General features: G+C 70.1%; 24 protein-coding genes. 13 read left to right on the forward strand and 11 right to left on the reverse strand.

The window, feature by feature from the left end:
- Nucleotides 1-249 (reverse strand): hypothetical protein (locus ADE01S_RS31985; protein WP_218010728.1); only part of this gene is annotated, 249 nt, incomplete at its 3' end.
- Here ADE01S_RS31985 and ADE01S_RS27870 point away from each other — a divergent pair.
- From ADE01S_RS27870 to ADE01S_RS27890, 5 genes are all read left to right on the forward strand, one after another.
- Nucleotides 248-673 (forward strand): CopD family protein, encoded by a 426-nt coding sequence (locus ADE01S_RS27870; protein WP_062685018.1) that lies wholly within the window; start codon nt 248-250, stop codon nt 671-673. The genes ADE01S_RS31985 and ADE01S_RS27870 overlap by 2 nt on opposite strands.
- Before the next feature lie 143 nt (nt 674-816).
- Nucleotides 817-1632, forward strand: a complete 816-nt coding sequence (locus tag ADE01S_RS27875; protein ID WP_062685019.1) for a MetQ/NlpA family ABC transporter substrate-binding protein — start codon at nt 817-819, stop codon at nt 1630-1632.
- Between the two features lie 3 nt (nt 1633-1635).
- Nucleotides 1636-2742, forward strand: coding sequence for a methionine ABC transporter ATP-binding protein (locus ADE01S_RS27880; protein ID WP_062685020.1), 1107 nt, complete (start codon nt 1636-1638; stop codon nt 2740-2742).
- Nucleotides 2720-3376, forward strand: coding sequence for a methionine ABC transporter permease (locus ADE01S_RS27885; protein WP_062685021.1), 657 nt, complete (start codon nt 2720-2722; stop codon nt 3374-3376). The genes ADE01S_RS27880 and ADE01S_RS27885 overlap by 23 nt, the downstream gene beginning before the upstream one ends.
- A gap of 53 nt (nt 3377-3429) precedes the next feature.
- Nucleotides 3430-4620 (forward strand): trans-sulfuration enzyme family protein, encoded by a 1191-nt coding sequence (locus ADE01S_RS27890; protein WP_062685022.1) that lies wholly within the window; start codon nt 3430-3432, stop codon nt 4618-4620.
- Here the strand turns inward: ADE01S_RS27890 and ADE01S_RS27895 are convergent.
- Complete coding sequence (locus tag ADE01S_RS27895) at nt 4595-5065, reverse strand: hypothetical protein (RefSeq protein ID WP_062685023.1); 471 nt, start codon at nt 5063-5065, stop codon at nt 4595-4597. The genes ADE01S_RS27890 and ADE01S_RS27895 overlap by 26 nt on opposite strands.
- Before the next feature lie 129 nt (nt 5066-5194).
- On the opposite strand from ADE01S_RS27895, the gene ppk2 reads away from it, so the two are divergent.
- Nucleotides 5195-6430 carry a polyphosphate kinase 2 gene (gene ppk2, locus ADE01S_RS27900; protein ID WP_062685024.1) on the forward strand — a complete coding sequence of 412 codons (1236 nt, stop codon included), beginning with the start codon at nt 5195-5197 and terminating at the stop codon, nt 6428-6430.
- Here ppk2 and ADE01S_RS27905 read toward each other — a convergent pair whose 3' ends face one another.
- From ADE01S_RS27905 to ADE01S_RS27925, 5 genes are all read right to left on the reverse strand, one after another.
- The gene (locus ADE01S_RS27905) at nt 6431-6784 is read right to left on the reverse strand and encodes a DOPA 4,5-dioxygenase family protein (RefSeq protein ID WP_062685025.1); all 354 of its coding nucleotides are present in this window, start codon (nt 6782-6784) and stop codon (nt 6431-6433) included.
- Between the two features lie 19 nt (nt 6785-6803).
- Nucleotides 6804-7166, reverse strand: coding sequence for a translation initiation factor Sui1 (locus ADE01S_RS27910; protein WP_062685026.1), 363 nt, complete (start codon nt 7164-7166; stop codon nt 6804-6806).
- Nucleotides 7167-7215: 49 nt separating this feature from the next.
- Nucleotides 7216-7596, reverse strand: coding sequence for an RNA-binding S4 domain-containing protein (locus ADE01S_RS27915; RefSeq protein ID WP_062685027.1), 381 nt, complete (start codon nt 7594-7596; stop codon nt 7216-7218).
- Between the two features lie 74 nt (nt 7597-7670).
- Entirely contained in the window at nt 7671-8660 is a 990-nt protein-coding gene (locus ADE01S_RS27920) for a tripartite tricarboxylate transporter substrate binding protein (protein WP_062685028.1), read from the reverse strand.
- A complete protein-coding gene (locus ADE01S_RS27925) occupies nt 8657-9493 on the reverse strand; it encodes an amidohydrolase family protein (protein WP_062685029.1) in 837 nt (278 codons plus the stop codon). The genes ADE01S_RS27920 and ADE01S_RS27925 overlap by 4 nt, the downstream gene beginning before the upstream one ends.
- A 119-nt stretch (nt 9494-9612) precedes the next feature.
- Between ADE01S_RS27925 and ADE01S_RS27930 the strand changes: the two genes are divergently transcribed.
- Entirely contained in the window at nt 9613-10500 is an 888-nt protein-coding gene (locus ADE01S_RS27930) for a LysR family transcriptional regulator (protein WP_062685030.1), read from the forward strand.
- A gap of 133 nt (nt 10501-10633) precedes the next feature.
- Nucleotides 10634-12469: an ABC transporter ATP-binding protein/permease gene (locus tag ADE01S_RS27935; RefSeq protein WP_062685031.1), complete on the forward strand. Its 1836-nt coding sequence runs from the start codon at nt 10634-10636 to the stop codon at nt 12467-12469.
- A gap of 55 nt (nt 12470-12524) precedes the next feature.
- Here the strand turns inward: ADE01S_RS27935 and ADE01S_RS27940 are convergent, their stop codons facing one another.
- Complete coding sequence (locus ADE01S_RS27940) at nt 12525-13328, reverse strand: aspartate dehydrogenase (protein WP_062685032.1); 804 nt, start codon at nt 13326-13328, stop codon at nt 12525-12527.
- 173 nt (nt 13329-13501) lie between these two features.
- Between ADE01S_RS27940 and ADE01S_RS27945 the strand changes: the two genes are divergently transcribed.
- Entirely contained in the window at nt 13502-13993 is a 492-nt protein-coding gene (locus ADE01S_RS27945; protein ID WP_062685033.1) for a GNAT family N-acetyltransferase, read from the forward strand.
- Here ADE01S_RS27945 and ADE01S_RS27950 read toward each other — a convergent pair.
- Nucleotides 13990-15378: an amidohydrolase gene (locus ADE01S_RS27950; RefSeq protein ID WP_062685034.1), complete on the reverse strand. Its 1389-nt coding sequence runs from the start codon at nt 15376-15378 to the stop codon at nt 13990-13992. The genes ADE01S_RS27945 and ADE01S_RS27950 overlap by 4 nt on opposite strands.
- Before the next feature lie 145 nt (nt 15379-15523).
- On the reverse strand, nt 15524-17017 hold the full coding sequence (locus ADE01S_RS27955) for an MFS transporter (RefSeq protein ID WP_062685035.1): 1494 nt from the start codon (nt 17015-17017) through the stop codon (nt 15524-15526).
- Nucleotides 17018-17174: 157 nt separating this feature from the next.
- Between ADE01S_RS27955 and ADE01S_RS27960 the strand changes: the two genes are divergently transcribed.
- Nucleotides 17175-17813 carry a TetR/AcrR family transcriptional regulator gene (locus ADE01S_RS27960; RefSeq protein WP_082775912.1) on the forward strand — a complete coding sequence of 213 codons (639 nt, stop codon included), beginning with the start codon at nt 17175-17177 and terminating at the stop codon, nt 17811-17813.
- 26 nt (nt 17814-17839) lie between these two features.
- Here ADE01S_RS27960 and ADE01S_RS27965 read toward each other — a convergent pair whose 3' ends face one another.
- Nucleotides 17840-18790 (reverse strand): adenosine deaminase, encoded by a 951-nt coding sequence (locus ADE01S_RS27965; protein WP_062685036.1) that lies wholly within the window; start codon nt 18788-18790, stop codon nt 17840-17842.
- A 379-nt stretch (nt 18791-19169) separates the two neighbouring features.
- On the opposite strand from ADE01S_RS27965, the gene ADE01S_RS27970 reads away from it, so the two are divergent.
- The 3 genes from ADE01S_RS27970 (at nt 19170) to ADE01S_RS27980 (ending at nt 22768) form a co-directional block, all read left to right on the forward strand.
- A complete protein-coding gene (locus tag ADE01S_RS27970) occupies nt 19170-20534 on the forward strand; it encodes an MATE family efflux transporter (protein ID WP_062685037.1) in 1365 nt (454 codons plus the stop codon).
- Nucleotides 20535-20609: 75 nt separating this feature from the next.
- A complete protein-coding gene (locus ADE01S_RS27975) occupies nt 20610-22157 on the forward strand; it encodes a lytic murein transglycosylase (RefSeq protein WP_062685038.1) in 1548 nt (515 codons plus the stop codon).
- Complete coding sequence (locus ADE01S_RS27980; protein WP_172600296.1) at nt 22151-22768, forward strand: class I SAM-dependent methyltransferase; 618 nt, start codon at nt 22151-22153, stop codon at nt 22766-22768. Before ADE01S_RS27975 ends, ADE01S_RS27980 begins: the two co-directional genes overlap by 7 nt.
- The last annotated feature ends 67 nt before the right edge of the window (nt 22769-22835 follow it).

Consider the following 22835-nt stretch of genomic DNA (forward strand, 5'->3'; position numbering starts at 1 on the left):
CGCCGACGCGGGAAAGAACCCGCCCGCCGGCAGCCCGCCGCCGGCCGCGGCGCCGGCGGCCACCCCCGCCAACGCCGGGTCCGGCGCCGCCGAGCCGTCGTCGTCTCCCGCCGCCGCGCCGCCGTCCGCGCCCGCCACCCCGGAAGCCGCCCGCTGAATCTTGCGTCGTAACGCCGGTTTGCCGTAGCGCAAAAGAGCGCGGGGCGGCGATTCGCCCGCCCGCCGGCATCCGGCGATAATCCGGGCCATGACTTATCAACTCCTCAAGATGCTGCACGTGGCGGCCGTGGTCGCCTGGCTGGGCGGCTCGCTGTTCGTGTCCCTGTTCCTCCTGTCCTCGCAGCCCCAGGACGACGACGAAGCCCCGAAAGAACGCAAGATGCTGGGCGCGCTGCGCCGCTGGACGCTCTACGTGACCACGCCGGCCATGGTGCTGACCTGGCTCGTGGGGTTGCACCTGGCCATGACCTTCGGCTGGTTCGCCATGAGCTGGATCTGGGTCAAGATCGGCTTCGCGCTCGCGCTGTCGTCGCTGCTGGGCATCCAGAGCGCGGCCCTGCGCCGCATGGCGAACGGCAGCGCGCGGCGCCCGCCGCTGGTCGATCTGTACGCGCCGTTCACCGTGGTCGCGTCCGCCGCCATCGTGACGCTGGTCGTGGTCAAGCCGTTCTGAGCCCGCGCGCCGCGCATATGCCGCGCGGCGATATCCAAACACCTGTGTAATAAGAACTCAACGAACTATTCGTTCCTTGGGGGGCACCCCCGTCCCTAGAATCGCTTCTCTCATAACTGCTTAGGCTGAGAGGCTATTCCAATATGACCCCCCGTTTTTTCAAGAAGCTGCTTGGCGTGGTGCTGGCCTCGGCGGCGATGTTCCATGGGCCGGCCTTTTCGGCGGACCCGAAGCCGTTGAAGGTCGGCGTGCGCGGCGGTGTCGACGAGCAGATCTGGGAAGTGGTCGCCCAGGTCGCCAAGAAGAACGGCCTGGCCGTCGAACCCGTGGTGATCACGGGCACCGCCAGCCCGAACGAGGCGCTGAACAACGGCGACCTGGAAGCCAATGCCTTCCAGCACATTCCCTTCCTCAACGACCAGATCAAGCAGCGCGGCTATAAGCTGGTGCCGGTGGCCAACACGCTGATCTCGCCCATCGCGTTCTACTCCCGCAAATACAAGTCCCTGAAGGAACTGCCCGACGGCGCCCGGGTCGGCATTCCCAACGATCCCAGCAACCAGACGCGCGCGCTGGTCATCCTGCGCGACCACGGCCTGATCGCCTTGAAGGACGGTTTCGATCCGGCCACCGGCACGGCCACGCTGGCCGACGTGACGGCCAATCCCAAGAAGCTCGACTTCGTCGAAAGCGCCTCGGTGGTGCTGGCGCGCTCGCTGCCCGACGTGGACACCGCCGCCATCGTGAACAGCTTCGCCTACCAGGCCGGGCTGATCGCCACGCGCGACGGCATCGCGGTGGAGAAGAAGGAGAACAACCCCTACGTCAACATCATCGCGGTCCGCGAGCAGGACAAGGACGCGCCCTGGGTGCCCGAGCTGATCAAGGCCTACCACTCCGACGAAGTGCGCCAGTTCATCCTGAGCAAGTACGAAGGCTCGGTGATCCCGGTTTTCTGAACGATGATGCAACACGAGTTTTCCATCGGGGAGCAGGCCGCCGCGCCGCCGCTCTCGCCGCCGGACGCGCACATCGTGTTCGAAGGGCTGCAGAAGCGCTACGAAGGCGCCCGCGGGCCGGTGACGGCGCTGTCCGACGTGTCGTTCTCGATCGCGCGCGGCGAGGTGTTCGGCATCATCGGGCGCAGCGGCGCCGGCAAGTCCACGCTGCTGCGCTCCATCAACATGCTGGAGCGGCCCAGCGCCGGCCGCGTGCTGGTCGAGGGCGTGGACGTGGGCGGGCTGGACGAGAACGCGCTGGTGGGATTGCGCCGCCGCATCGGCATGATCTTCCAGCACTTCAACCTGCTGTCGGCCAAGACGGTGGCCGAGAACGTGGCCTTGCCGCTGCGCGTGGCCGGCGTCAAGGCCGCCGCGGCGCGGGCCCGGGTCGAGGCGCTCCTGGACCTGGTCGGGCTGCGCGACAAGGCCGACACCTATCCGGCCCGCCTGTCCGGCGGCCAGAAGCAGCGGGTCGGCATCGCGCGCGCGCTGGTCCACGATCCGGAGATCCTGCTGTGCGACGAAGCCACCTCGGCGCTGGATCCCGAGACCACGCAATCCATCCTGGCCCTGCTGCGCGACATCAACCGCAAGCTCGGCCTGACGGTGGTGCTGATCACCCACGACATGGCGGTGATACGCGAGATCTGCCACAAGGTGCTGGTGCTGGACGAGGGCCGCAAGGTCGAGCATGGCGAAGTCTGGCGCGTTTTCGGCAATCCGCGGGCCGACGCCACGCGGGCGTTGCTGCGGCCCTTGCAGCACGATCTGCCGGCCGACCTCGAAGCCAGGCTGGTGCCCGACCTGCAGGGCCGCGACGGCAGCGCCGTGCTGCGCCTGCGCTTTACCGGGCAGGGGCGGCCCGATGGCGTGTCCTTGCAGGCGCTGGCCGCGCTGGGGCCGGGCGCCACGCTGCTGCATGGAGGACTGGACCGGTTGCGCGGCCACGCGCAAGGCAGTCTGCTGGTGTCGGTGCCCGCCGGCGCATTGCGGGAAGAGGCCGCGCGCGCCGCGCTGGTGGCCGATCAGATCAAGGTGCTGGGCTATGTCGCTGCCGATGCTCGATAAATACCTGCAGGCTTTCCTGCAGACCCTGGCGATGGTGGGCGTCTCCGCCGTCATCGCCATCGTGTCCGGCCTGGCGCTGGCGGTGGTCCTGACCGTCACCGCGCCCGGCAACCTGTATCCCCGGCCGCGCTTCAACAAGGCGCTGTCGATCATGGTGAATACCTTCCGGGCCATTCCGTTCATCATCCTGCTCGTGGCCATGCTGCCCTTCACGCGCTTCCTGGTGGGCACCACGCTGGGCACCTGGGCCGCCATCGTGCCGCTGTCGGCCAACCTGGTGCCGTTCTTCGCGCGCATCGCGCAGGTCAGCCTGAACGAAGTGGACCACGGGCTGGTGGAGGCCGCGCGCGCCATGGGATGCCGGCGCTGGCACATCGTGCGCCACGTGCTGTTGCCCGAGGCCCTGCCGGGCATCATCGGCGGCATGACGGTGAGCGTCATCGCCATGATCAATGCTTCGGCCATGGCGGGCGCGGTGGGCGCCGGCGGCCTGGGCGACCTGGCGATCCGCTACGGCTACGAACGCTACGAAACCCGCGTGATGTTCGAGGTCATCGTGATCCTGATCGCGCTGGTGTCGATCGTGCAGTTCACCGGGGAATGGCTGTCGCGCCGGGCCGACCACAAACGTTGATTTCCGCGCAAGGGCGGCAAGCCCTTGCGCACCCTGACGATAGGAATCCAGAGATGTCCGATACTACGCAACATGGCTTCGCCACGCGCGCCATCCACCTGGGCTACGACCCGCTGGACGAGCAGGGCGCGCTGTCGCCGCCGCTCTACCTGACCGCCACCTACACGCAGGACAGCATCGAGGCCTTCGACCAGATCCGCCTGGGCGAACGGCAGGGCTATGTGTACGGCCGCACGCGCAACCCCACCCAGGCGCTGCTCGAAGAGCGGCTGGCCTCGCTGGAAGGCGCCGAGGCCGGCGTCGTCACCGCGTCGGGCATGGCGGCCATTTCGGCCACCCTGTTCTCGCTGCTGCGCGCCGGCGACGAAATCGTGGTCGACCAGATCGTGTACGGCACCGCCTTCACGCTGTTTTCGCAAGGACTGGAACGGTTCGGCGTGCGCGCCGTGTTCGCCGATTTCACCCGCCCCGAAACCGTGGCCGCCGCCATCGGCGAGAAGACGCGCGCCGTCTATTTCGAAACCCCCGCCAACCCCAACCTGCGCCTGGTCGATATCGCGGCCGTGTCGGCCATCGCGCGCGGCAGGGGCCTGCTCACCATCGTCGACAACACGTTCGCCACGCCGGTGCTGCAGCGGCCGCTGGAACACGGCGCCGACATCGTGCTGCATTCCGCCACCAAGTACCTGGGCGGTCACGGCGACCTGCTGGCGGGCGCGGTGCTGGGCCGCAAGGAACACATCGACGCCATCCGGTTGCAGGGCCTGCGCTACTTCACCGGCGCCACGCTCTCGCCCTTCACGGCATTCCTGGTTCTGCGCGGCATCAAGACGCTGGAGCTGCGCGTGCAGCGCCACAGCGAATCGGCCAGGAAAGTGGCGGAGCTGTTGCGCGGGCACGCCGCGGTGGCCGACGTGTTCTATCCCGGCCTGCCCGACACCGCCGGCGCCGACATCGCGCGGCGCCAGCAGTCGGCGGGCGGCGGCCTGGTGGCCTTCGAGTTGAAAGGCGGGCTGGCCGCCGGGCGCAGGCTGCTCAACAGCCTGAAACTGGCGCGCATCGCGGTCAGCCTGGGCGATCCGGAAACCCTGATCCAGCATCCCGCGTCCATGACGCACGCGAGCTATACGGCCGAAGACCGCGAGCGCTACGGCCTGTCCGAGGGCCTGCTGCGCCTGTCGGTGGGCCTGGAAACGCCGGAGGATATCCTGGCCGACCTCAGGCAGGGCCTGGACCGGGCGTAGCCGGGGGCGGCGCCGCGCGCCGCCATGCCACCCATTCTCCCTCGCCCTCGAAATGGCGCGGGCCCCGCGCGGCGACGGCCAGGCCGGCGCGCAGCGCATCCAGGTCCAGCCCCGGCATGTTGCGCAGCAGCGCGGCGGGAAGGCGGTCGATGTTGAGCGCGTCCTCGTCGAACTCCATCGCCATCAGCCCGCCGCCGTCGCTGGGCACGCGGACGATCCACAGGCCTTCCATGTAGTCGCCATGCCAGGGGTCGGGGTACATGGCCCGCGTGTAGCGGAATCCGAATTCCTGGATCTCGTCCCAGGGCCAGAACTCGCGTAGCCCCATGGCCCGCGCCAGCTCGCTGCTGCGGGTCAGGCCGGCGTCGTCGAAGCTCACGGTTTCCTTGAGGGGATCCTCGGCCGGCTCGGGGCCGGCGAGCAGCCGCTTGATGAATGACCACATGGGGCGTCACGAAAGAGGGAGCGAGGCGGTCCTGCGGGCGGACCGGGCCTTGCAAAGATGCTACAACCGTCCATTCACGTCAAATCCCGCCGCGTCGGATTCGACGGCAAGCCCATAAGGAGAGCACCCATGACGGACAAGATGCCAGACGCCACCGACCAGGACCTCGCGGCCGCGCCGCGCAAGCGCGCAACCGGCGCCAAGCGCGCCGCCGGCGCCGCGCCGGGCCCGCGCAAGGCGCCCGCCCGCAAGGCCGTCAAGACCGTCGTCACGGCGGTCACCACCAGCCGCCGCGCCGCGGCCCCGCAGCCCCCCAAGTCGGCGCCTTCGGCGCCATCGGCGGCGGAGGCCGCGCCCGTGCTGGAAATCCGCCGGCGCATTTCCGAGCGCGCGGACGCCGCGCGCCAGGAAGCCGTGGCGGTGTTGGCGGACATCGCCCGCCGCCACCAGGCCAATGCGCCCGACCAGGCGCACGAGGCCCTGCGTTCGGTCATCGAGGAACTGTCGCCCGACGACGCCCATGCCGTGCACCGCGCGCTGCTGGAAGCCGGCGAGGGCGCGCCCGCCGCGCCGCGCAACCCCGACGACGAGCTCGTCGCGGACTGGCGCGAGGGCATCTATCCCTACCGCCATCGCATGCTCCGGCGCAACTACGAAAAGCAGAAGTACCGGCTGCAGGTCGAACTGCTCAAGCTCCAGGCCTGGGTCAAGGCCACGGGCCAGCGCGTGGTCATCCTGTTCGAAGGCCGCGACGCGGCGGGCAAGGGCGGCACCATCAAGCGCATGATGGAACACCTGAATCCCCGCGGCGCGCGCGTGGTCGCGCTGGAAAAGCCGTCCGACACCGAACGTGGCCAATGGTATTTCCAGCGCTACGTGCAGCACCTGCCCACGGCCGGAGAGATCGTCATGTTCGACCGCTCCTGGTACAACCGCGCCGGCGTCGAGCGCGTGATGGGTTTCTGCACGCATGAGGAATACCTGGACTTCCTGCGCCAGGTGCCGGACTTCGAGCGCCATCTCGTCAGCAGCGGCATCCACCTGATCAAGTTCTGGTTCTCCGTCAGCCGCGAGGAACAGCGCCACCGCTTCCAGCAGCGCAAGGTCCATCCGCTCAAGCAATGGAAGCTGAGCCCCGTGGACCTGGCGTCGCTCGACAAGTGGGACGACTACACCCGCGCCAAGGAAGCGATGTTCGCGCACACCGACACCGCCGACGCGCCGTGGGTCGTGGTCAAGTCGGATTGCAAGAAGCGCGCGCGGCTCAATGCCATGCGCTATGTGTTGAGCCGCCTGCCGTACGAAGGCAAGAGCGACGACGCCACGATGGCGCTGGATTCGCTGATCGTGGGCCGGGCGCTCTGATCAGGCGCCCAGGGCCCGCAGGTTCAACTCGTGGCTGCGCCCGATCCACAGGGCGCAGTCGCGGTGGTCGCGCAGGGAATCGCCGGTGTTGGGATGCAGGAAGACGTCCAGGCCGCCGCGGTTCAGCGTGAGCCAGGTCGCGATCTCGGCGAATAGCCCGGGCGCGAAGGCGATCTGGTAGCTCCACATGGGATGCGGGCCGACGGGGCGCTCATGGAAGCGCCCCAGCTCCATCCGGCCGTCGAATGCCGCGGCGATCCGCTCGCGCAAGGCGAACGCGGCATCGCGGCTGCCGGCGTCGAAATACACGTGGGCATGCCAGCTGGCGACTTCCGCCGCGGATAGATCGGTCATGGTGGGTTCTCCGTTCGAGCTAGCCGCCGGCGCGCTTGGCGCGGTGGCCGTGTTTTTGCAGGGCGTCCATGATCCGTTCGCAATGGTCTCCCTGCACTTCGATCACGCCGTCCTTGGCGGTTCCGCCCGACCCGCAGGCCGCGCGCAGCTGCTTGCCCAGCACGGCCAGCGCGTCCGCGTCCAGGGCCAGCCCCTTGACCACGGTAACGCACTTGCCGCCGCGGCCCTTGGTCTCGCGAGACACGCGGGCCACGCCGTCGCCGGCGGGGGCCGGCCTGGCCGCCTGCTTGCACAGGCATTGCGCAAGCGGGTTGCGGCATGCCGGGCACATCCGGCCGCTTTCCGTGGAGTAGACGAGGCCGCCTGTCGAGCTGCGTTTCATGGTGGGCGCGCGTAAAAGCCTCTATGTTAATCGCGGCCGCGCGCCGGGCTCACTTGCCGCGCATCTGGTCGATCAGCCGGCGGTCCCGCTTGGTCGGCCGGCCGGCCTCGATGCCCAGGGCGGGCTCGGGCGCCAGGCGGCGCATCTCGGCCGCGCGTTCGCGGGCCGCCACGCTCTCGGGCGTTTCTTCGTAGAGCTGGCGCGCCACGGGCGCGGGGCCGCGCACGCCGCTGACGGCCACCACCCGCACGCGCACCGCGGGATCTTCCTTGCGGATGGCGATGAGGTCGCCGGGGGCGACTTCACGCGCGGGCTTGGCGGGCTGATCGTTCACCAGCACCCGGCCTTTGCCGATTTCCTGCACGGCCAGGCTGCGCGTCTTGTAGAAGCGCGCAGCCCAAAGCCATTTGTCGAGCCGGATCTTGTCCATCTGCCTGTCCCTGCCGTATTGCCGTATCAGGGACCATGATAGCCGGGACCGCTCGCGGGCGGCCCCGGCGCGGTTCAGTCCAGCGCCAGGTTCGCTTCCTTGACCACGCGCTGCCACTTGGCGATTTCGGCGCGGCGGAAGGTGTCCAGTTCGGCGGGCGTAGAACCGATGGGCTCGGCGCCGATGCCGGCCAGCTGCTCGGCGATGGCGGGATCCTTCAGGACCTTGGCCAGCGCCTGCGATACCTGGTCCACGATGGCGGGCGGCGTGCCGGCCGGCGCGAACACGGCGTTCCATTCGTAGGTCTCGTAGCCCGGCACGCCGGACTCGGCGATGGTGGGCAGGTCGGGCGCGGCCTTGGAGCGTTCCTGGCCGCCCACGGCGACGGCGCGCAGCTTGCCGTTCTTCACGTGCTGCCATGCTGAGCCCATGCTCGCGAACATCACCGGCACCTGGCCCGACATCACGTCGATCATGGCCGGGCCGCCGCCCTTGTAGGCCACGTGCTGCAGCTCGGTCTTGGCCAGCAGGTTGAACAGCTCGCCGGCCAGGTGCTGCGCCGAGCCGGGGCCGGCCGAGGCGAAGTACACGTGGTCCTTGGCGCCGGGCTGGCCCAGCTTGATCAGGTCGGCCACCGTCTTGACCTCGTACGACGGAGTGACCACCAGCACGTTGGGCACGCGCAGCAACAGGGACACGGGCGCGAACGCGGCCAGCGTGTCGAACTGCATCTTGGAGTGCAGCGCGGGATTCTGCGCATGGTTGGAGGCGTCCAGCATCAGCGTGTAGCCGTCGGGCGCGGCCTTGGCCACCACCGCGCCGCCGATCATGCCGCCGGCGCCGCCCCGGTTTTCGATCACCACGGGCTGGCCCAGCTCGGCGGCCAGCTTGGGGCCGATCAGGCGCGCCACCACGTCCACCGTGCCGCCGGGCGGATAGGTCACGACCAGCGTGACGGCGCGTTCGGGATAGGCGGCCGAGGCCGCGCCCGCGGCGCTGGCAAGCAGGCCGGCGGCGGCGTACAGGGCGGCGCGGCGCGCGCAACGTTTGAACAGGTGGGTCATGGTGTGTCTCCTTGGAATTGGAACAGCCGCAGCGGGGTGTCGGCAAGCAGGACGCGTCGCTGCGCGGGGTCGTCGATCCAGGCGTCCAGCCATTGCGTTGCCGCGGAGTAGGACGCCAGGTGGCGGTGCTCGGTATGGGGCCAGTCGCTGCCCCACATGAGCCGTTCGGGGGTGTAGGCCTCCAGCAGCAGCCGCGCGGCCAGGCGGCCCGATGCGGCGCAGGCGGAGGCCGGCCAGTTGCGGTAGGGGGCGGACAGCTTCACCCACACGCGTCCGCTTTCCGCCTGCCGCAGCAGGAAGTGGAAGCCGGGGTCGGACGTGCCCAGCGCGGGATCGGGCCGGCCGAAATGGTCGACCACCACGCGGCATCCGGCCGCCAGCAGGGCCGGAAGCAGGCCCGGCAGGCGCGTGGCGGGCAGATGCAGCTCCACGTGCCAGCCCAGCGCGTTCACGTGGGCCAGCAGGGCCTGCCACTCGGGCGCCTGGATCTCCGGCAGGGGCAGGCCGATCAGGTTCAACCGGATGCCGGTCACGCCGGCCTCGGCCATGGCCTGCAAGGTCTCCGGGGCGGTGCCCGGCGCCACCACCGCCACGCCGCGCAGGCGGCCGTAGGCGGCGCGCAGCGCCTGGAGCAGGTGGCTGTTGTCCGTGCCCAGGAAACTGGGCTGCACCAGCACGCCATGGCCGAGCCCGTGCTCGTCCAGCAGCGCCAGGTACTCGGCCAGCGTGGCGTCGTAGTCGGGGGTGTGGCGGCGCGTGTCGGCAAGCGCCAGGCCTTGCCGGAATACGTGCGCATGGGTGTCGACGGCGGCGCCGGTGACGGGGGAGGGCAAAGCAGTCTCCTTGTGGCGCGCCGGGGCCGGGCCGTCGGCGCTTTCTGTATGGCGGGATTCTAGGAAGCCGCAATATAATTTTCCATTCTGGAAAATCGCTTTATATATATTGGATCAATATGGAAACCCGGCACCTGCGCTATTTCCTCGCGGTGGTAGACCACGGCAGCGTCAGCCGCGCCTCGGAATGGCTGGGCATCGCCCAGCCCGCGCTGAGCCAGGGCCTGGGCCGCATGGAAAAAGACCTGGGCGTGCGGCTGTTCGAGCGCTCGCGCCGCGGCAGCGCGCCCACGCCGGCCGCCCTGGCCATTCTGGAAGACGTGCGCGCCAGCGTGGCGCGGATCGACGCGGCCGCGCACCGGGCGCGCGAGATCGGCCGCGGCAGCGCCGGCCAATTGACGGTCGGCCTGGTGTCGTCGGCCCTGTTCGACACCTTGCCGCGCGCGCTGCGCGAAATGCGCAGGCTGGCGCCGGGCGTGCGCGTGATCCTGCGCGAGATGAGCAACGCCGAGCAGGCCGAGGCCCTGCAGACCGGCGAAATCGATATCGGCCTGATGCACACGCCGGTCGCGGTCGGCGGCCGCATGCGCGAACGCCAGCTGCTGCGGGACCGGCTGGTGGCCGCCGTGCCCGATGAGCTCGACGTGCCCGCCGACGGCCAGGTCAGCATGGCCCAGATCGCCCGCGCCGGCCTGGTGATGTATCCGCAATCCCAGCTGCCGGCCTTCTATGCCGGCATCCTGGACGCGATGCGCAAGGCCGGCCACGACGCGCACGTGGCGCAGGAGGCAAACCGCACGCTGACGGTGCTGTCCTGCGTGGCGGGCGGTTGCGGAGTGGCCCTGCTGCCCAGCTGGATCCGCTCGATGAATTTCCGCGGCGTGCGCTTCTGCGAAGTGCGCGACGGGCAGGCGCTGCCCAGCTTCGACCTCAGCGCCATCTGGCCTGCCCGGTCGGTGCCGACGCTGGCGGACATGTTCGCCAACCTGGACCTCGGCGCTCGCTGATCCGGCCCGCTTTCAATGCGCCTTCAGCCACCCTGCCGGAACGCTTAAGCGAGGCTTAAAACGGGCCTTGCGCCGGAACTCGAAGTACGCGTCCCGTCTAACCAGGAACGCGCATCGAGAGGAAAACCGGCTCATGGATCTGAATTGGCAGCAGCAGCTTGCGGAAAGCGCATGGTGGCTCGCGCGGGCCTTCGGCTTCACCGCCGTGGCCCTGGCGCTGGCCGCGGCCGTGCTCGCGAGGACCACGGACTGGGGCCGCAAATTCTGGCGGCTGGCCTGGCCGTACCTCGATCCCCGCCGCAGCTGGCGGCCCTTGCTCACGCTGGCGCTGCTGCTGTTCCTGGCAATGTTCGCCGTGCGCATGACGGTGCTGTTTTCGTTCTGGTACAACGGCTTCTACAGCGCGCTGCAAGCGCTGGACCAATCCGCCTTCTGGCGCTTCCTGGGCATATTCTCCGTGCTTGCCTGCGTGCATGTGGCGCGGACGCTGGCCGACAGCTACGCGGGCCAGGCCTTCGATATCCGCTGGCGCGTCTGGCTCAACGATCGCCTCACGCGCGACTGGCTGGACGCGGGCGCCTACTATCGCGGCCATTTCCTGGAGGCGCCGGTCGACAACCCCGACCAGCGCATCGAGCAGGACATCGCCATGTTCGTCACCGGGTCGCGCACCCTGGCGATCGGCGCGCTGAGCGCCGTCGTGTCGCTGGTGGCGTTCACCTCGATTCTCTGGGGGCTGTCCGGCGCGCTCACGGTGGGCGGCGTGGAGATCCCGCGCGCCATGGTGTTCGTGGTGTACCTGTACGTGATCGTGGCCACGCTGTTCGCCTTCAAGATCGGCCGCCCGCTGATCAGGCTGAACTTCCTGTCCGAGCGCCTGACCGCGAACTTCCGCTACGCGCTGGTGCGCCTGCGCGAGAACGCCGAGAACGTCGCGTTCTACCAGGGCGAAGGGGTGGAACGCGCCACCTTGTGGACGCGCTTCACGGCCTACATCGCCAACCTGTGGGCGCGCGTGTACCGGGGCCTGAAGTTCGACGGCTTCAACCTGACGGTCAGCCAGGTGGCCGTGGTGTTTCCCTTCATCCTGCAGGCGCCGCGCTTCTTCAGCGGCGCGATCAAGCTGGGCGACGTCATCCAGACGTCGCAGGCGTTCGGGCAGGTGCAGGATTCGCTGTCGTTCTTCCGCAGTTCGTACGACACCTTCGCGCAGTACCGCGCCACGCTGGACCGGCTTAACGGTTTCCTGGACGCCAACGAGGCCGCGCGGGCCTTGCCCGCCGTGCGGACCGAGGCGCTGCCCGACGGCCTGGAGATCGCCGGCCTGCAATTGCGCCGGCCCGATGGCGCGGTTCTGTTGCGGGATCTGGACCTGCGCCTGCGCCCGGGGCAGGCCCTGCTGATCAAGGGGCCGTCGGGCAGCGGGAAGACCACGTTGCTGCGCGCGCTGGCCGGCTTGTGGCCGCATGCCGAAGGCAGCGTGCGGCGGCCGCAGGGCGCCAGCGCGCTGTTCCTGTCGCAGCGGCCGTATCTGCCCCTGGGCGATCTGCGCGGCGCGCTGGCCTATCCCGGCCTGGCGCAGCCCGAGGACGACGCCCGCCTGGTCGAGGCGCTGGAGCGCGTCAACCTGGGGCACCTGGCCGGCCGGCTGGACGAGGTCGCGGATTGGGCGCGCATCCTGTCCATCGGCGAGCAGCAGCGCGTGGCCTTCGCCCGCGTGCTGTACAACCGGCCCGCCATCGTGTTCCTGGACGAGGCCACCTCCGCCACCGACGAGGGCCTGGAGCATGCGCTGTACCGCCTGCTGCGCGACGCGCTGCCGTCCTGCATGCTGGTCAGCGTGGGCCATCGCAGCACGCTCGACGCCTTCCATACCCACAGGCTGGAACTGGACGGCGCCGGCGGCTGGACGATGGGCCGGATGGAAGCGCGAGGCGAGCCGCCGGCCTGGCGCCGCGCCGCGGCCTAGGGCCTGTTGACACTAAAAGGAGCCTCGCGCAGGCCCTGGGCGCTTGCGGGCGAGGTCAGGTGCCCACGCGCAAGGGGCTGGTCAGTTTGCGCAGCGCGGCGACCACGCTTTGCGCGGTGATGCGGCCGGTCTTGGGATTGGCCGAGGGGATGTTCTGGATCTCCATCGAGAACGAGGCCGAATCGGAAGCCACTTCGACGCGGTGGACATTGCGTTCCAGCGAGGGATCGGCCCAGATTTCCAGGGTGGTGCGATCCGGCCCGATGCCCGCCAGCGAAACGCTGACCGCCACGTTCAGATTGGCCGGGAACCCCACGGCGGCGTCTCGCGGCGAGCCGCGGAACACCAGGCGGGGTTCGGTGATGCCGGAGATGTCGATGTTGTTCTCGGCGAGGTAGGGCGCGCCCAGCAGGCCGCGCACCGGTTTGCGCGTGATCATCGTGACGGAGTGGATGACGCCTTCCGCCGCGGCGGTGACGGCGTCCAGGCCGAGGATGGCGCCGGAAGGCACCACGATCTGGCCCTGGTGGGCCCGGGCGAGCTCGATCAGGTCGTCGTGGCGCAGCAGCGCGCCGGAGCTCAGCACCACCAGCTTCTTGCCGGCGCGCAGCACCGGCTCGGCGATGTCGCGGAACACGGCGGCGGGCGCGCATTCGACGACCACGTCGCAAAGCTCGTGCAGGGCGTCGAGAGTGGTGAAGGCGGGGGCGCCGTTGGCCCAGGCGAAGGCCGGCGGGGCCTTGGGGTCGCGCACGGCGACGGCGGCCAGGGCCAGGCCGGGCAGCCCGGCGTCCAGGGATTGCGCCACGGCCTGGCCGATGGCGCCGAAGCCGGCGATGCCGACGCGGTAGTGGTTCATAGGGATCCGAAAGCGTGATGCCGCGGCGGGGCGCGGGCGGTGGGCCTGGCGGCGCCGGCGAGGGCGGACCGCAAGGGGTCGGGCCACTGTAGCCAGGGCCCGCGCCAGCGTCAATGCGGAGGCGCCGCGAGCCGGGCGCTACACTGCCCGGCAATATCGCCAGGAGCAGAGCCATGCTGATTCTTCCAGAGGCGCCGCGCGACCGCGACGCCATTTACGCGCTGACGCAGGCGGCCTTCGAGGGCAATCCCCACAGCGAGGGAACCGAGGGCCGCATCACCGACGCGCTGCGCGAGGCCGGCGCCCTGACGCTGTCGCTGACGGCCTGGGAAGACGGCCGCCTGGCGGGGCACATCGCGTTTTCGCCGGTCACGGTCGGCGACGGCTCCGCGGGCTGGTACGGGCTGGGGCCGCTGGCCGTGCGGCCGGACTGCCAGGGCCGCGGCATCGGCTCGGCCCTGTCGCGGGAGGGGCTGGCCAGGCTGCGGGCGCTCGGCGCGGCGGGCTGCGTGGTGCTGGGCGAGCCGGCCTACTACGGCCGCTTCGGTTTCGCGCCGGCGCCCGCGCTGAAGTACCCGGGCGCGCCGCCCGAATACTTCATGGCGCTGGCCTTCACTCGGCTGGCGAGCGGCGAGGTGGCCTACCACCCCGCGTTCTCGGCCTAACCGCCTTGCCGCGCGCCGGCCATGTAGTCGACGGCCAGGTTGGAGAGCGCGCGAACGCCGTTGATCAGGCCCGACTCGTCCACGTAGAAGCGCGGCGAATGATTGGGGGCGGCCTTTTCCACGTCCGTGTCCTTGGGCGTCACGCCCAGGTAGAAGAACATGCCGGGCACCTTTTCCTGGTAGAACGAAAAATCCTCCGAGGCGGTCGACTTGGGCTGCAGCCCATAGTTGCCGTCGCCCGCCACGCGGCGCAGGGTCGGCCCCATCTTCTCGGTCAGCTCCGGATGGTTGACGGTGGCGTTGTAGAGCTCCACCACCCGCACGTCCGCCTTGGCGCCCGCGCTTTGCGCGATCATGTCGGCGGTGCGCGCGATGCGCTGGTGGATGTCCTTCTTCATGCCTTCGTCGTAGGTGCGGATCGTGCCCGTCATGGCCACGCTGTCGGGCACGATGTTCATGCGGTTGCCGCCGTGGATCGCGCCCACGGTGATGACGGCCGGCTCCAGCATGCTGTTGATCTGGCGGCTGGGAATGGTCTGCAGGCCCAGGATGATCTGCGAACTCACCACGATGGGGTCGATGCCCGACCACGGCCGGGCGCCGTGCGTCTGCTTGCCGGTCACGTCGATCCAGAACTGGTCGGCCGCCGCCATCGCGGGGCCGCTGCGCCACGACAGCTTGCCCGCCGGATAGGCGCTCGACACGTGCAGCCCGAAAATGGCATCCACCTTGGGCTGCTCCAGCACGCCTTCCTGCACCATCATCTTGGCGCCCCAGATCTTCTTGCCGTCGGGCTCGAAATCGGCGGGGCTTTCCTCGGCGGGCTGGAAAATGAACTTCACGCTGCCGGGCAGCTCGTCCTTCATGCCGGCCAGCACTTCCGCGGTGGCCATCAGGATGGCGGTATGGGCATCGTGGCCGCAGGCGTGCATCACGTCCACTTCCTTGCCCAGGTAAGTGCCTTTGGCCTTGGAGGCGTAGGGCACGTCGACCTGCTCCTTCACGGGCAGCGCGTCCATGTCGGCGCGCAGCGCCACCACCGGACCCGGCTTGCCGCCCTTGAGCACCGCGACGACGCCGGTGCCGGCCACGCCCGTCTTCACGTCCATGCCCAATGCGCGCAGGTGATCGGCCACCAGCTTGGCCGTGCGCGTTTCCTGGTTGCCGAGTTCGGGATGCTGATGGATGTCGCGGCGCCACGCGATGAGCTTGTCTTCGATGGCGCGGGCGCGCTGGTCGATCTGCGCGGCCAGGGCGGGATCGGGCGCCGGGGCCAGCGGGCCTTGCGTGCCGGGCGCGCTCTGCGCGGCCGCCGGGCCGGACATCAGCAGGTGGGCGGCAAGCGCCAGCGGCGCCAGGCGGAACAGGGTATTCGGTCGCGGCATGTCTCGTTCTCCTCTCGGTTGTTAACCTGTTATCGGATGACGATCTTACCGGAGCGTTCTGCCGCCGGAGCGTTTGTTACGCCCGCTTAAAAAGAGGCCGTTTTGATTCCGGCCGATGGAATTCCGCGCCGTGGAAATCGGCGCCTCAGGCCGCGCGCAGAACGCGCCGCGACCCTCGCGCCACCGCCAGCAGCAACACCGCCGCCACCAGCGAGGCGGCGCCCGCCGCGAGCATCGCGGCATGGAACCCGCTGGCCAGCGCGTCGGCGAACAGCGCGGCCGCGTTGGCGGGCTGCTCGGGCATGACGTGCTGCGTGACCGCCGCGCGCGCCGCGGCCTGCGCCTCGGGCGCGCCCAGCCGCGACAGCGAGGCGGCCATCGCATCGATCGCGCGTCCGCTCATCAGCGCGCCCAGCAGCGCGATGCCTATCGTCATGCCGGTCTGGCGCAGCGCGTTCATGGTGGCCGACGCCATGCCGGAACGCTCGCGCGGCACGGTGGCCATCACCGCCATGCTGGTCGAGGGCACGGCCAGGCCGGTGCCCAGGCCCAGCAGCACCAGCAGCGATCCGGTCACCGCATACGGCGTGTCGGTCTCGAAGGCCGTCATGCCCAGCATGGCCACGCCGATGAACACATAGCCGGCGACCATCAGCCGCGGCAGTCCGAAGCGCAGGTTGAGGCGGCCGAACACCACCGACACCAATCCGGCCGCGGCGAACTGCGGCGCCAGCTGCCAGCCCGCGGCCAGCGGCGAGAGGCCCTGCACGTGCTGCAGGTAGAGCGAGAAGAAGAACAGGCTGCTGTAGGCCGAAAAGCCCAGCACGAAGGACGCGAAATTGGTGATGGCGAAGCCCGCGTCGCGGAACAGGCCCAGCGGCAGGATGGGGCGCGACGCGCGGTGTTCGACCCACAGGAATGCAAGCAGTCCGGCGGCGGCGACGGCAAGCGCGCCCGAGGCTTGCGGCGCGGCCCAGCCGTGCTCGCCCGCGGCGATCAGGCCGAAGGTCAGCGCGCCCAGCCACAACACGCTCAGCGCCTGGCCGGCCGGATCGAAGGCGGCGTGTTCGGGATGGGCGCTTTCCGTGATGCTCCAGGCGCCCAGCGCGATGGCCAGCGCGCCCACCGGCAGGTTGATGAGGAAGATGCTCTGCCAGTTGAAATGCGCCACCAGCACGCCGCCCAGCATCGGCCCCACGATGAGCGAAACCGCGTTGCACGAAGCCCAGATGCCGATGGCCTGGGCGCGCTCCTTCGGATCGGGGAAGGCCTGGGTCAGCAGCGATAGCGCGCCCGGCACCAGCAGGGCCCCGGCCACGCCCTGCACGGCGCGGCCGATCAGCAGCGCCGGCAGGCTGTCGGCCAGCCCGCACAGGGCCGAGCCCGCCGTGAACAGCAACACGCCCGCCAGCCACGAGCGCTTGCGGCCGTAGCGGTCGCCCAGCGGCCCCGCCGACAGCATGAAGGCCGAGAGGAACAGGGCGTAGGCGTCCACCACCCATTGCAGGCCCGCCATGTCGATGCGCAAGGCGGCCTGCATGGTGGGCAGCGCCACGTTGACGATGCTGATGTCCAGGATGGTGATGAAGCTGCCCAGGTTGACGGCCAGGACCAGGGCGCGGCGGCGTGCGGGATGCATAGCGGCGGGAGGGGTGGGGAAGCGGTTATTCTATTTGTCGACCGACCGTCGGTCAATGAAAAATAGAATCGTTTCCATCTCTCGTTTCCGCCCTTTGATCGGGCGCGGCCGCGTCCTCTACACTGGCGCCTTGCCGTTGAATGGACGCTTTGCCGACATGCCTGCCGCCCCTGATCCGCTGTCCCCGCCCTCCGGCCCGGGGGCCGACCGCAAGCCGCGCACCAAGCCCGCCGCGGTGCGGCTGGACGAACTCATGGCGGCCGCGGAGGCGCTTTTCATCCAGAAGGGCGTGGAAGCGACCACCATCAGCGAGATCGTGGAGCGCGCCGGCGTGGCCAAGGGCACGTTCTATCACTATTTCACCTCCAAGAACGACATGCTGGCCGCGCTGCGGGCCAAGTTCTCGCAGGGCTTCCTCGACCACATCGAGCGCGCCGTCGGCGCCTGTGCGCCGGACGACGGCGTGGCGCGGCTGCGCGCCTGGACGCGCGCCGGGGTCGAGGCCTATTTCGACGGCTACGCGCTGCACGACGTGGTGTTCCACGACGCCCAGCATCCCGACCGCGGCGTGGCCGAGAAAAGCGCGGTGCTGGATCAGCTGGAAGGCATTCTGGAGGCCGGCGCGCGCGCCGGCTGCTGGACGCTGGACGACGCCGCGCTCGCCGCCATCGTGCTGTACCACGGCATGCACGGCGCGGTGGACGCGCGCATCGCGCAGGGCCGGCTGGACGCGCGGGGCCTGTCCGCGCCGCTGGCCGACATGTTCCTGCGCACGCTGGGCGCGCGCGCCGGCTGAGTCGGCGCGCGGCTGCGCCGGAGGGCCTATTTCGCGATGCGGGCGTCCAGGCTGTTGTCGGCCAGCGCCTGGGCCTGCTCGCGCGACATGCCCAGATGCTCGTACAGGGCATGGAAGTTCTCGTTCACGTAGCCGCCGAAGTACGCCGGATCGTCGGAGTTAACGGTCACCTTCACGCCCGCGTCCAGCAGCGACAGGATGTTGTGATGGCGCATGTGCTCGAACACGCGCAGGCGGATATTGGACAGGGGGCAGACGGTCAACGGAATCTGCTCGTCGATCAGGCGGGCGATCAGCCGCGGGTCTTCGGCGGCGCGCACCCCGTGGTCGATGCGCAGCACCTTGAGCAGGTCCAGCGCTTCCCAGATGTATTCCGGCGGGCCTTCTTCGCCCGCATGGGCCACGCCGGGCAACCCCTCGGCGCGCGCGCGGTCGAACACGCGCTGGAAGAGCCGCGGCGGATAGCCTTTTTCGCTGCTGTCCAGGCCGACGGCGATGAAGGCGTCGCGATAGGGCAGCGCGGCCTCCAGCGCGCGCATCGCCTGTTCTTCGGGCAGGTGGCGCAGGAAGCTCAGGATCAGGCCGCTGCTCACCCCCAGCTTGCTGCGCCCGTCCGCCAGCGCCTGGCCGATGCCCTCCAGCACCGCTTCCAGCGGCACGCCGCGGTCGGTATGGGTCTGGGGATCGAAGAAGGGCTCGGTATGGATCACGTTCTGCTCGCGGCACTTCAGCAGATAGGCCCAGGTCAGGTCGTAGAAGTCCTGCGCGGTTCGCAGCACGTCCGCGCCCCGGTAATAGAGGTCCAGGAATTCCTGGAGATTGCCGTAGTCGTACGCGCCGCGCAGCGCGTCGATATCGGGCCAGGGCAGGGCCACGCCGTTGCGTTGCGCCAGTTGGAAGAGCAGCTCGGGTTCGAGCGAGCCCTCCAGGTGCAGGTGCAATTCCGCCTTGGGCAATGCGTTGAGCCAGTCGTGCATGATGTTCGGATCCTGAAGGTGGGGCGCGCGCCTGGCGCGTGGACAAGTTGCCCAACTCGGCGACAGTCAGCGCGATTTCCAGGTGCCGGATGCGCAGCTTGCCTCGGAACGGCGTCATGGCGGCGGCGCGATAACGATGTGCCGATTATTCTCCGTCGCCCGGCGCTTGGCAACGCGGGGGCGGGATTCGGATATAGTTCGTCGCCAGGCCGGAGACCGGCGCCCGGGCCGCCCGAGGCGCGGCGCGCGGCCGGCATCGGAGGAGACCGATTTGTTCCGTCAGCCCGCCGTTCTGGCGCGAGGCGCCCTGAACGCGGCCCGCGGGATCGCCTGCGCGGTCGCGCCGGCGCCTGGCGCCGACGCGCGATAGGCGGCCGGCTTGAGCGCGCCCGATCCCCACGCCCGTTTCGTGACCGGCCCGCTCGGCGGCCACGTGATCGAAATGATCCTGACCGGCTGGGCCAGCATGCTGGCCGTGTTCGCCGTGGAGTTCCTGTCGCTGCTGTACCTGGGCACGCTCAAGGACGAGGCGGTGATGGGCGCGGTCGGATTCGGCTCGATGACCCAGTTCACCATTACCTCGATCTGCATCGGCGTGACGGTGGGCGGCGCGGCCCTGGTGTCGCGCGCCCTCGGCGCGGGGGACTTGCCCCGCGCGCGGCGCCTGGCCGGCGCGTCGCTGATCCTGATGGCGGCCGCCGCCGTGGCCTCGGGGGCGCTGTTCCTGCTCGCGATCGGGCCCTTCACCGACGCGATCGGGCTGGCCGCGGACGTGCGCGGCCATCTGCTGTCGTACGTGCTCATCACCACGCCCTTCGCCGTGGTGATGGGCGTGGGCATGATGCTGTCCAACCTGCTGCGCGCGGCCGGGCAGGGGCGCCAATCGATGTGGGTGCTGCTGGCCGGCACGGCCACGGTCGCGCTGCTCGACCCCGTGGTGATCTTCGTGCTGGACGGCGGCATGGAAGGCATCGCCTGGGCAGGCGGGGCCGGCCGCGCGGCCACGCTGGCGCTGGGCGCCTGGCTGGTGTTCCGCCGGCATCGCCTGGTGGAGTGGCCGGGCGCGGCGGCGTTGCGGGAGCACCTGGCCGCGATCGGGCGGATCGCATTGCCGGCGGCGCTGACCACGCTGGCCACGCCCGCCGCGGTCATCTTCACCGTCTCCACCTACGCCGGTTTCGGCCCCAGCGTGATGGCCGGGGCCACCGTGGTCGACCGGGTGCTGCAACTGGCCTATTCGCTGTTCTTCGTGCTGCCCGGCGCCATCGGCCCCATCCTCGGCCAGAACCTGGGCGCCGGACAATGGGACCGAGTGAAGCACACCGTCGGCCTGACCTCGCGCTGGTCGCTGCTGTACGGCTTCTCGGCGGCGGCGCTGCTGGCCCTGCTGGCGCCCTGGATCGCGGACGCCTTCCAGGTGGCCGGCCCCGGCCGCGACCTGATCGTCTTCTTCTGCCGCTACGGCAGTTTCGCCTGGGCGCTCAACAGCCTGTACTTCGTGGCGATCGCGGTATTCAACAACCTGGGCTACGCCGCGTACTCCACGGCCATCGGGTGGCTGCGCGCCACGGCGGGCACCTTGCCCTTCGTCTGGCTGGGGGCGCGCTACGGCGGCCCCGAGGGCGTGATGGTCGGCCAGACGGCGGGCTTCGCCCTGTTCAGCCTGATCGCCATGGCCATGTGCCGGCGCGTGCTCCGGGCGCCGCCCGCCGGTTTCGAGGCCGCGGTCCGCCAGGCCGCCTAGCGCGGCCCGCGCGGTTCGATCCCGCCGGCCGGATCGCGGTACGATCCCGGCTGACTTCGATTTTTCAGGATTGCCATGCGCCAGCGTTCCATTCGCTTTCGAATCGACACCTTTTCCAGCGTGCTGACGGCCGCGGTCATCGCGGCCGCCGCCGCCGGGACGGCGCAGGCGCAGTCGCCCGCTTCCGCCACCGGATCGCGCGCCGCGCCGTCCGCGCCGGCCCAGCCGCAGCCCGCGCTGACGCCCAAGCGCAGTTTCGACGACGCGCCCGCCGCCACGCCGGCTGCGCCCGCCGCCGCGCAAGCCGCTCCCGCGGCTACTCCGACTCCCGCCCCGGCGGCCACGCCCGCGCCCGCCGCTTCGGCGGCACCCGCCGCTACGCCCGCGCCCGCCGCCGCGCCCCAGGTCATCATTCCCACCGAACTCGATACCAAGGCCTGCATCGCCAAGCTGCGCAACGGCGCCACCGCCAACGGGCTGACCTTGGCGGATTGGGACAAGTACACCGCCAACGCCAAGCTCCTGCCCACCACCGTGGCGTCCGCCAAGGGCCAGCCCGAAGGGCGCGAGGCATGGTGGGATTACATCGCCAAGACGGTCGACGACGAGCGCGTGAAGGACGGCCAGGCGGTGCTGTCCAAGTACGGCTCGCAGCTGGGCGCCATCAGCCAGCAGTACCAGGTGGATCCGGCCACGCTGGTCGCCATTTTCGGCATCGAAACCAACTACGGCCGCCAGGTGGGCAAGACCGACGTGCTGAACGCATGGCTGACCCGCGCCTGCACCGAGAACAAATCGCTGTGGGAAAAGAACGCCTACGCATCGGTGCGGCTGCTGCGCGACGGCACGGTGCCGGCCGACGGCTTCGTCGGTTCCTGGAGCGGCGCCTTCGGCATGACGCAGTTCATCCCGACCTCGTTCTATGAACTGGCCGCCGATGGCGACGGCGATGGCAAGATCGACCTGTACAACTCCCTGCCCGACGCCCTGGCTTCCACCGCCAACCATCTGCGCAAGCGCCGCGCCAAATGGACGCACGGCCTGCCGGCGGTGGTGGAAGTGCGCGTGCCCGCCGAACTGGCGGCCGCCATTCCCCCCGAACCCGATGCCGAGTACGTCGGGTCGCAAGACCGCCGCACGATCGCCCAATGGGCCCAGGCCGGCCTGAAGCAGGGCGACGGCTCCGCGCTCAAGCTGCCGTCCGGCAACGACCAGCAGGCCTACCTGTTCGCGCCCACCGGCGCGAAGGGGCCGGTCTTCCTGGCCACCGTGAATTTCGACGCCATCCTGCACTACAACCAGTCGCGCCGCTACGGCCTGGCGGTGTCGCTGCTGCTGAACCGCCTGCAGGGCGGCCCCGCGCTCGTGACGGCCTGGCCCACCGACGATCCCGGCCTGTCGCGCGCGCAGATCAAGGAATTGCAGGAGATGCTCTACGGCCTGGGTTACGACGTGGGCGTGGCCGACGGCATTCCGGGCGCCAAGACCCGCGACGCCGTGCGCGAGGAACAGGCCCGGCGCAACCTGACTCAAGACGGACGCGTCGGCAAACGCATCTACGACGCGATCAAGGCCACCTGGCCGCCCGCCGCCATCCGCGCTCGTCCGGAAGGCCAATCGTGACCGCGTCGGGCACGCAGGGCTACGGCGAAAACGCGGCGGCCCTCGCGGACCAGTACGAGAGCATCGCGTTCGCCGACGTGCATCGCGACGTGATCCATCTGATTCCCGCGGCGCCGGCGCGCGTCGCGGACATCGGGGCGGGCTCCGGCCGCGATGCCGCCGCGCTGGCTCGGATGGGCCACGCGGTGGTGGCGGCCGAGCCCACGCCGGAGCTGCGCCGCGAAGGCCAGCGGCGCCACGCGCTGCCCAACCTGGAATGGGTGGACGACGCCTTGCCGGGCTTGGCGGGCCTGCGCGGACAGGGCCGCGAGTTCGACCTGATCATGCTCACGGCCGTATGGATGCACCTGGACGAGGAAGAGCGCCAGCTGGGCATGGAGGCGCTGGCCTCGCTGCTGGCGCCGGGCGGCCAGGTCCTCATGTCGCTGCGCCATGGGCCGGTGCCGGCCGGACGGCGCATGTTCGACGTTTCCGCGCGCGAGACGATCGCGCTGGCGGCAACGCACGGGCTGGCCTCCCATCATCTCGCCGAGCGCGAAGACATGCTGGACCGCGCCGACGTGCGCTGGAGCTTCCTGGGATTGCGCCGCGCCCGACTCGCTTCGAGCTGACTGGCAGCTGACTCATTCGGCATCGGCCGGCACCCGGCCGGCTCATCCTTTCGGGTCTGGGCCGGGC

The sequence above is a fragment of the Achromobacter denitrificans NBRC 15125 genome (assembly GCF_001571365.1).
GTDB lineage: Bacteria > Pseudomonadota > Gammaproteobacteria > Burkholderiales > Burkholderiaceae_B > Achromobacter > Achromobacter denitrificans.

What these genes read in the sequence shown, in the direction of transcription:
- ADE01S_RS27955 (WP_062685035.1), bottom strand. Translation starts at nt 17,017, where the DNA reads ATGCATCCCGCACGCCGCCGCGCCCTGGTCCTGGCCGTCAACCTGGGC.
- ADE01S_RS27915 (WP_062685027.1), bottom strand. Translation starts at nt 7,596, where the DNA reads ATGGACAAGATCCGGCTCGACAAATGGCTTTGGGCTGCGCGCTTCTAC.
- ADE01S_RS27890 (WP_062685022.1), top strand. Translation starts at nt 3,430, where the DNA reads ATGTCCGATACTACGCAACATGGCTTCGCCACGCGCGCCATCCACCTG.
- ADE01S_RS27960 (WP_082775912.1), top strand. Translation starts at nt 17,175, where the DNA reads ATGCCTGCCGCCCCTGATCCGCTGTCCCCGCCCTCCGGCCCGGGGGCC.
- ADE01S_RS27870 (WP_062685018.1), top strand. Translation starts at nt 248, where the DNA reads ATGACTTATCAACTCCTCAAGATGCTGCACGTGGCGGCCGTGGTCGCC.
- ADE01S_RS27940 (WP_062685032.1), bottom strand. Translation starts at nt 13,328, where the DNA reads ATGAACCACTACCGCGTCGGCATCGCCGGCTTCGGCGCCATCGGCCAG.
- ADE01S_RS27880 (WP_062685020.1), top strand. Translation starts at nt 1,636, where the DNA reads ATGATGCAACACGAGTTTTCCATCGGGGAGCAGGCCGCCGCGCCGCCG.
- ADE01S_RS27920 (WP_062685028.1), bottom strand. Translation starts at nt 8,660, where the DNA reads ATGACCCACCTGTTCAAACGTTGCGCGCGCCGCGCCGCCCTGTACGCC.
- ADE01S_RS27975 (WP_062685038.1), top strand. Translation starts at nt 20,610, where the DNA reads ATGCGCCAGCGTTCCATTCGCTTTCGAATCGACACCTTTTCCAGCGTG.
- ADE01S_RS27935 (WP_062685031.1), top strand. Translation starts at nt 10,634, where the DNA reads ATGGATCTGAATTGGCAGCAGCAGCTTGCGGAAAGCGCATGGTGGCTC.
- ADE01S_RS27930 (WP_062685030.1), top strand. Translation starts at nt 9,613, where the DNA reads ATGGAAACCCGGCACCTGCGCTATTTCCTCGCGGTGGTAGACCACGGC.
- ppk2 (WP_062685024.1), top strand. Translation starts at nt 5,195, where the DNA reads ATGACGGACAAGATGCCAGACGCCACCGACCAGGACCTCGCGGCCGCG.
- ADE01S_RS27965 (WP_062685036.1), bottom strand. Translation starts at nt 18,790, where the DNA reads ATGCACGACTGGCTCAACGCATTGCCCAAGGCGGAATTGCACCTGCAC.
- ADE01S_RS27950 (WP_062685034.1), bottom strand. Translation starts at nt 15,378, where the DNA reads ATGCCGCGACCGAATACCCTGTTCCGCCTGGCGCCGCTGGCGCTTGCC.
- ADE01S_RS27910 (WP_062685026.1), bottom strand. Translation starts at nt 7,166, where the DNA reads ATGAAACGCAGCTCGACAGGCGGCCTCGTCTACTCCACGGAAAGCGGC.
- ADE01S_RS27875 (WP_062685019.1), top strand. Translation starts at nt 817, where the DNA reads ATGACCCCCCGTTTTTTCAAGAAGCTGCTTGGCGTGGTGCTGGCCTCG.
- ADE01S_RS27905 (WP_062685025.1), bottom strand. Translation starts at nt 6,784, where the DNA reads ATGACCGATCTATCCGCGGCGGAAGTCGCCAGCTGGCATGCCCACGTG.
- ADE01S_RS27945 (WP_062685033.1), top strand. Translation starts at nt 13,502, where the DNA reads ATGCTGATTCTTCCAGAGGCGCCGCGCGACCGCGACGCCATTTACGCG.
- ADE01S_RS27885 (WP_062685021.1), top strand. Translation starts at nt 2,720, where the DNA reads ATGTCGCTGCCGATGCTCGATAAATACCTGCAGGCTTTCCTGCAGACC.
- ADE01S_RS27895 (WP_062685023.1), bottom strand. Translation starts at nt 5,065, where the DNA reads ATGTGGTCATTCATCAAGCGGCTGCTCGCCGGCCCCGAGCCGGCCGAG.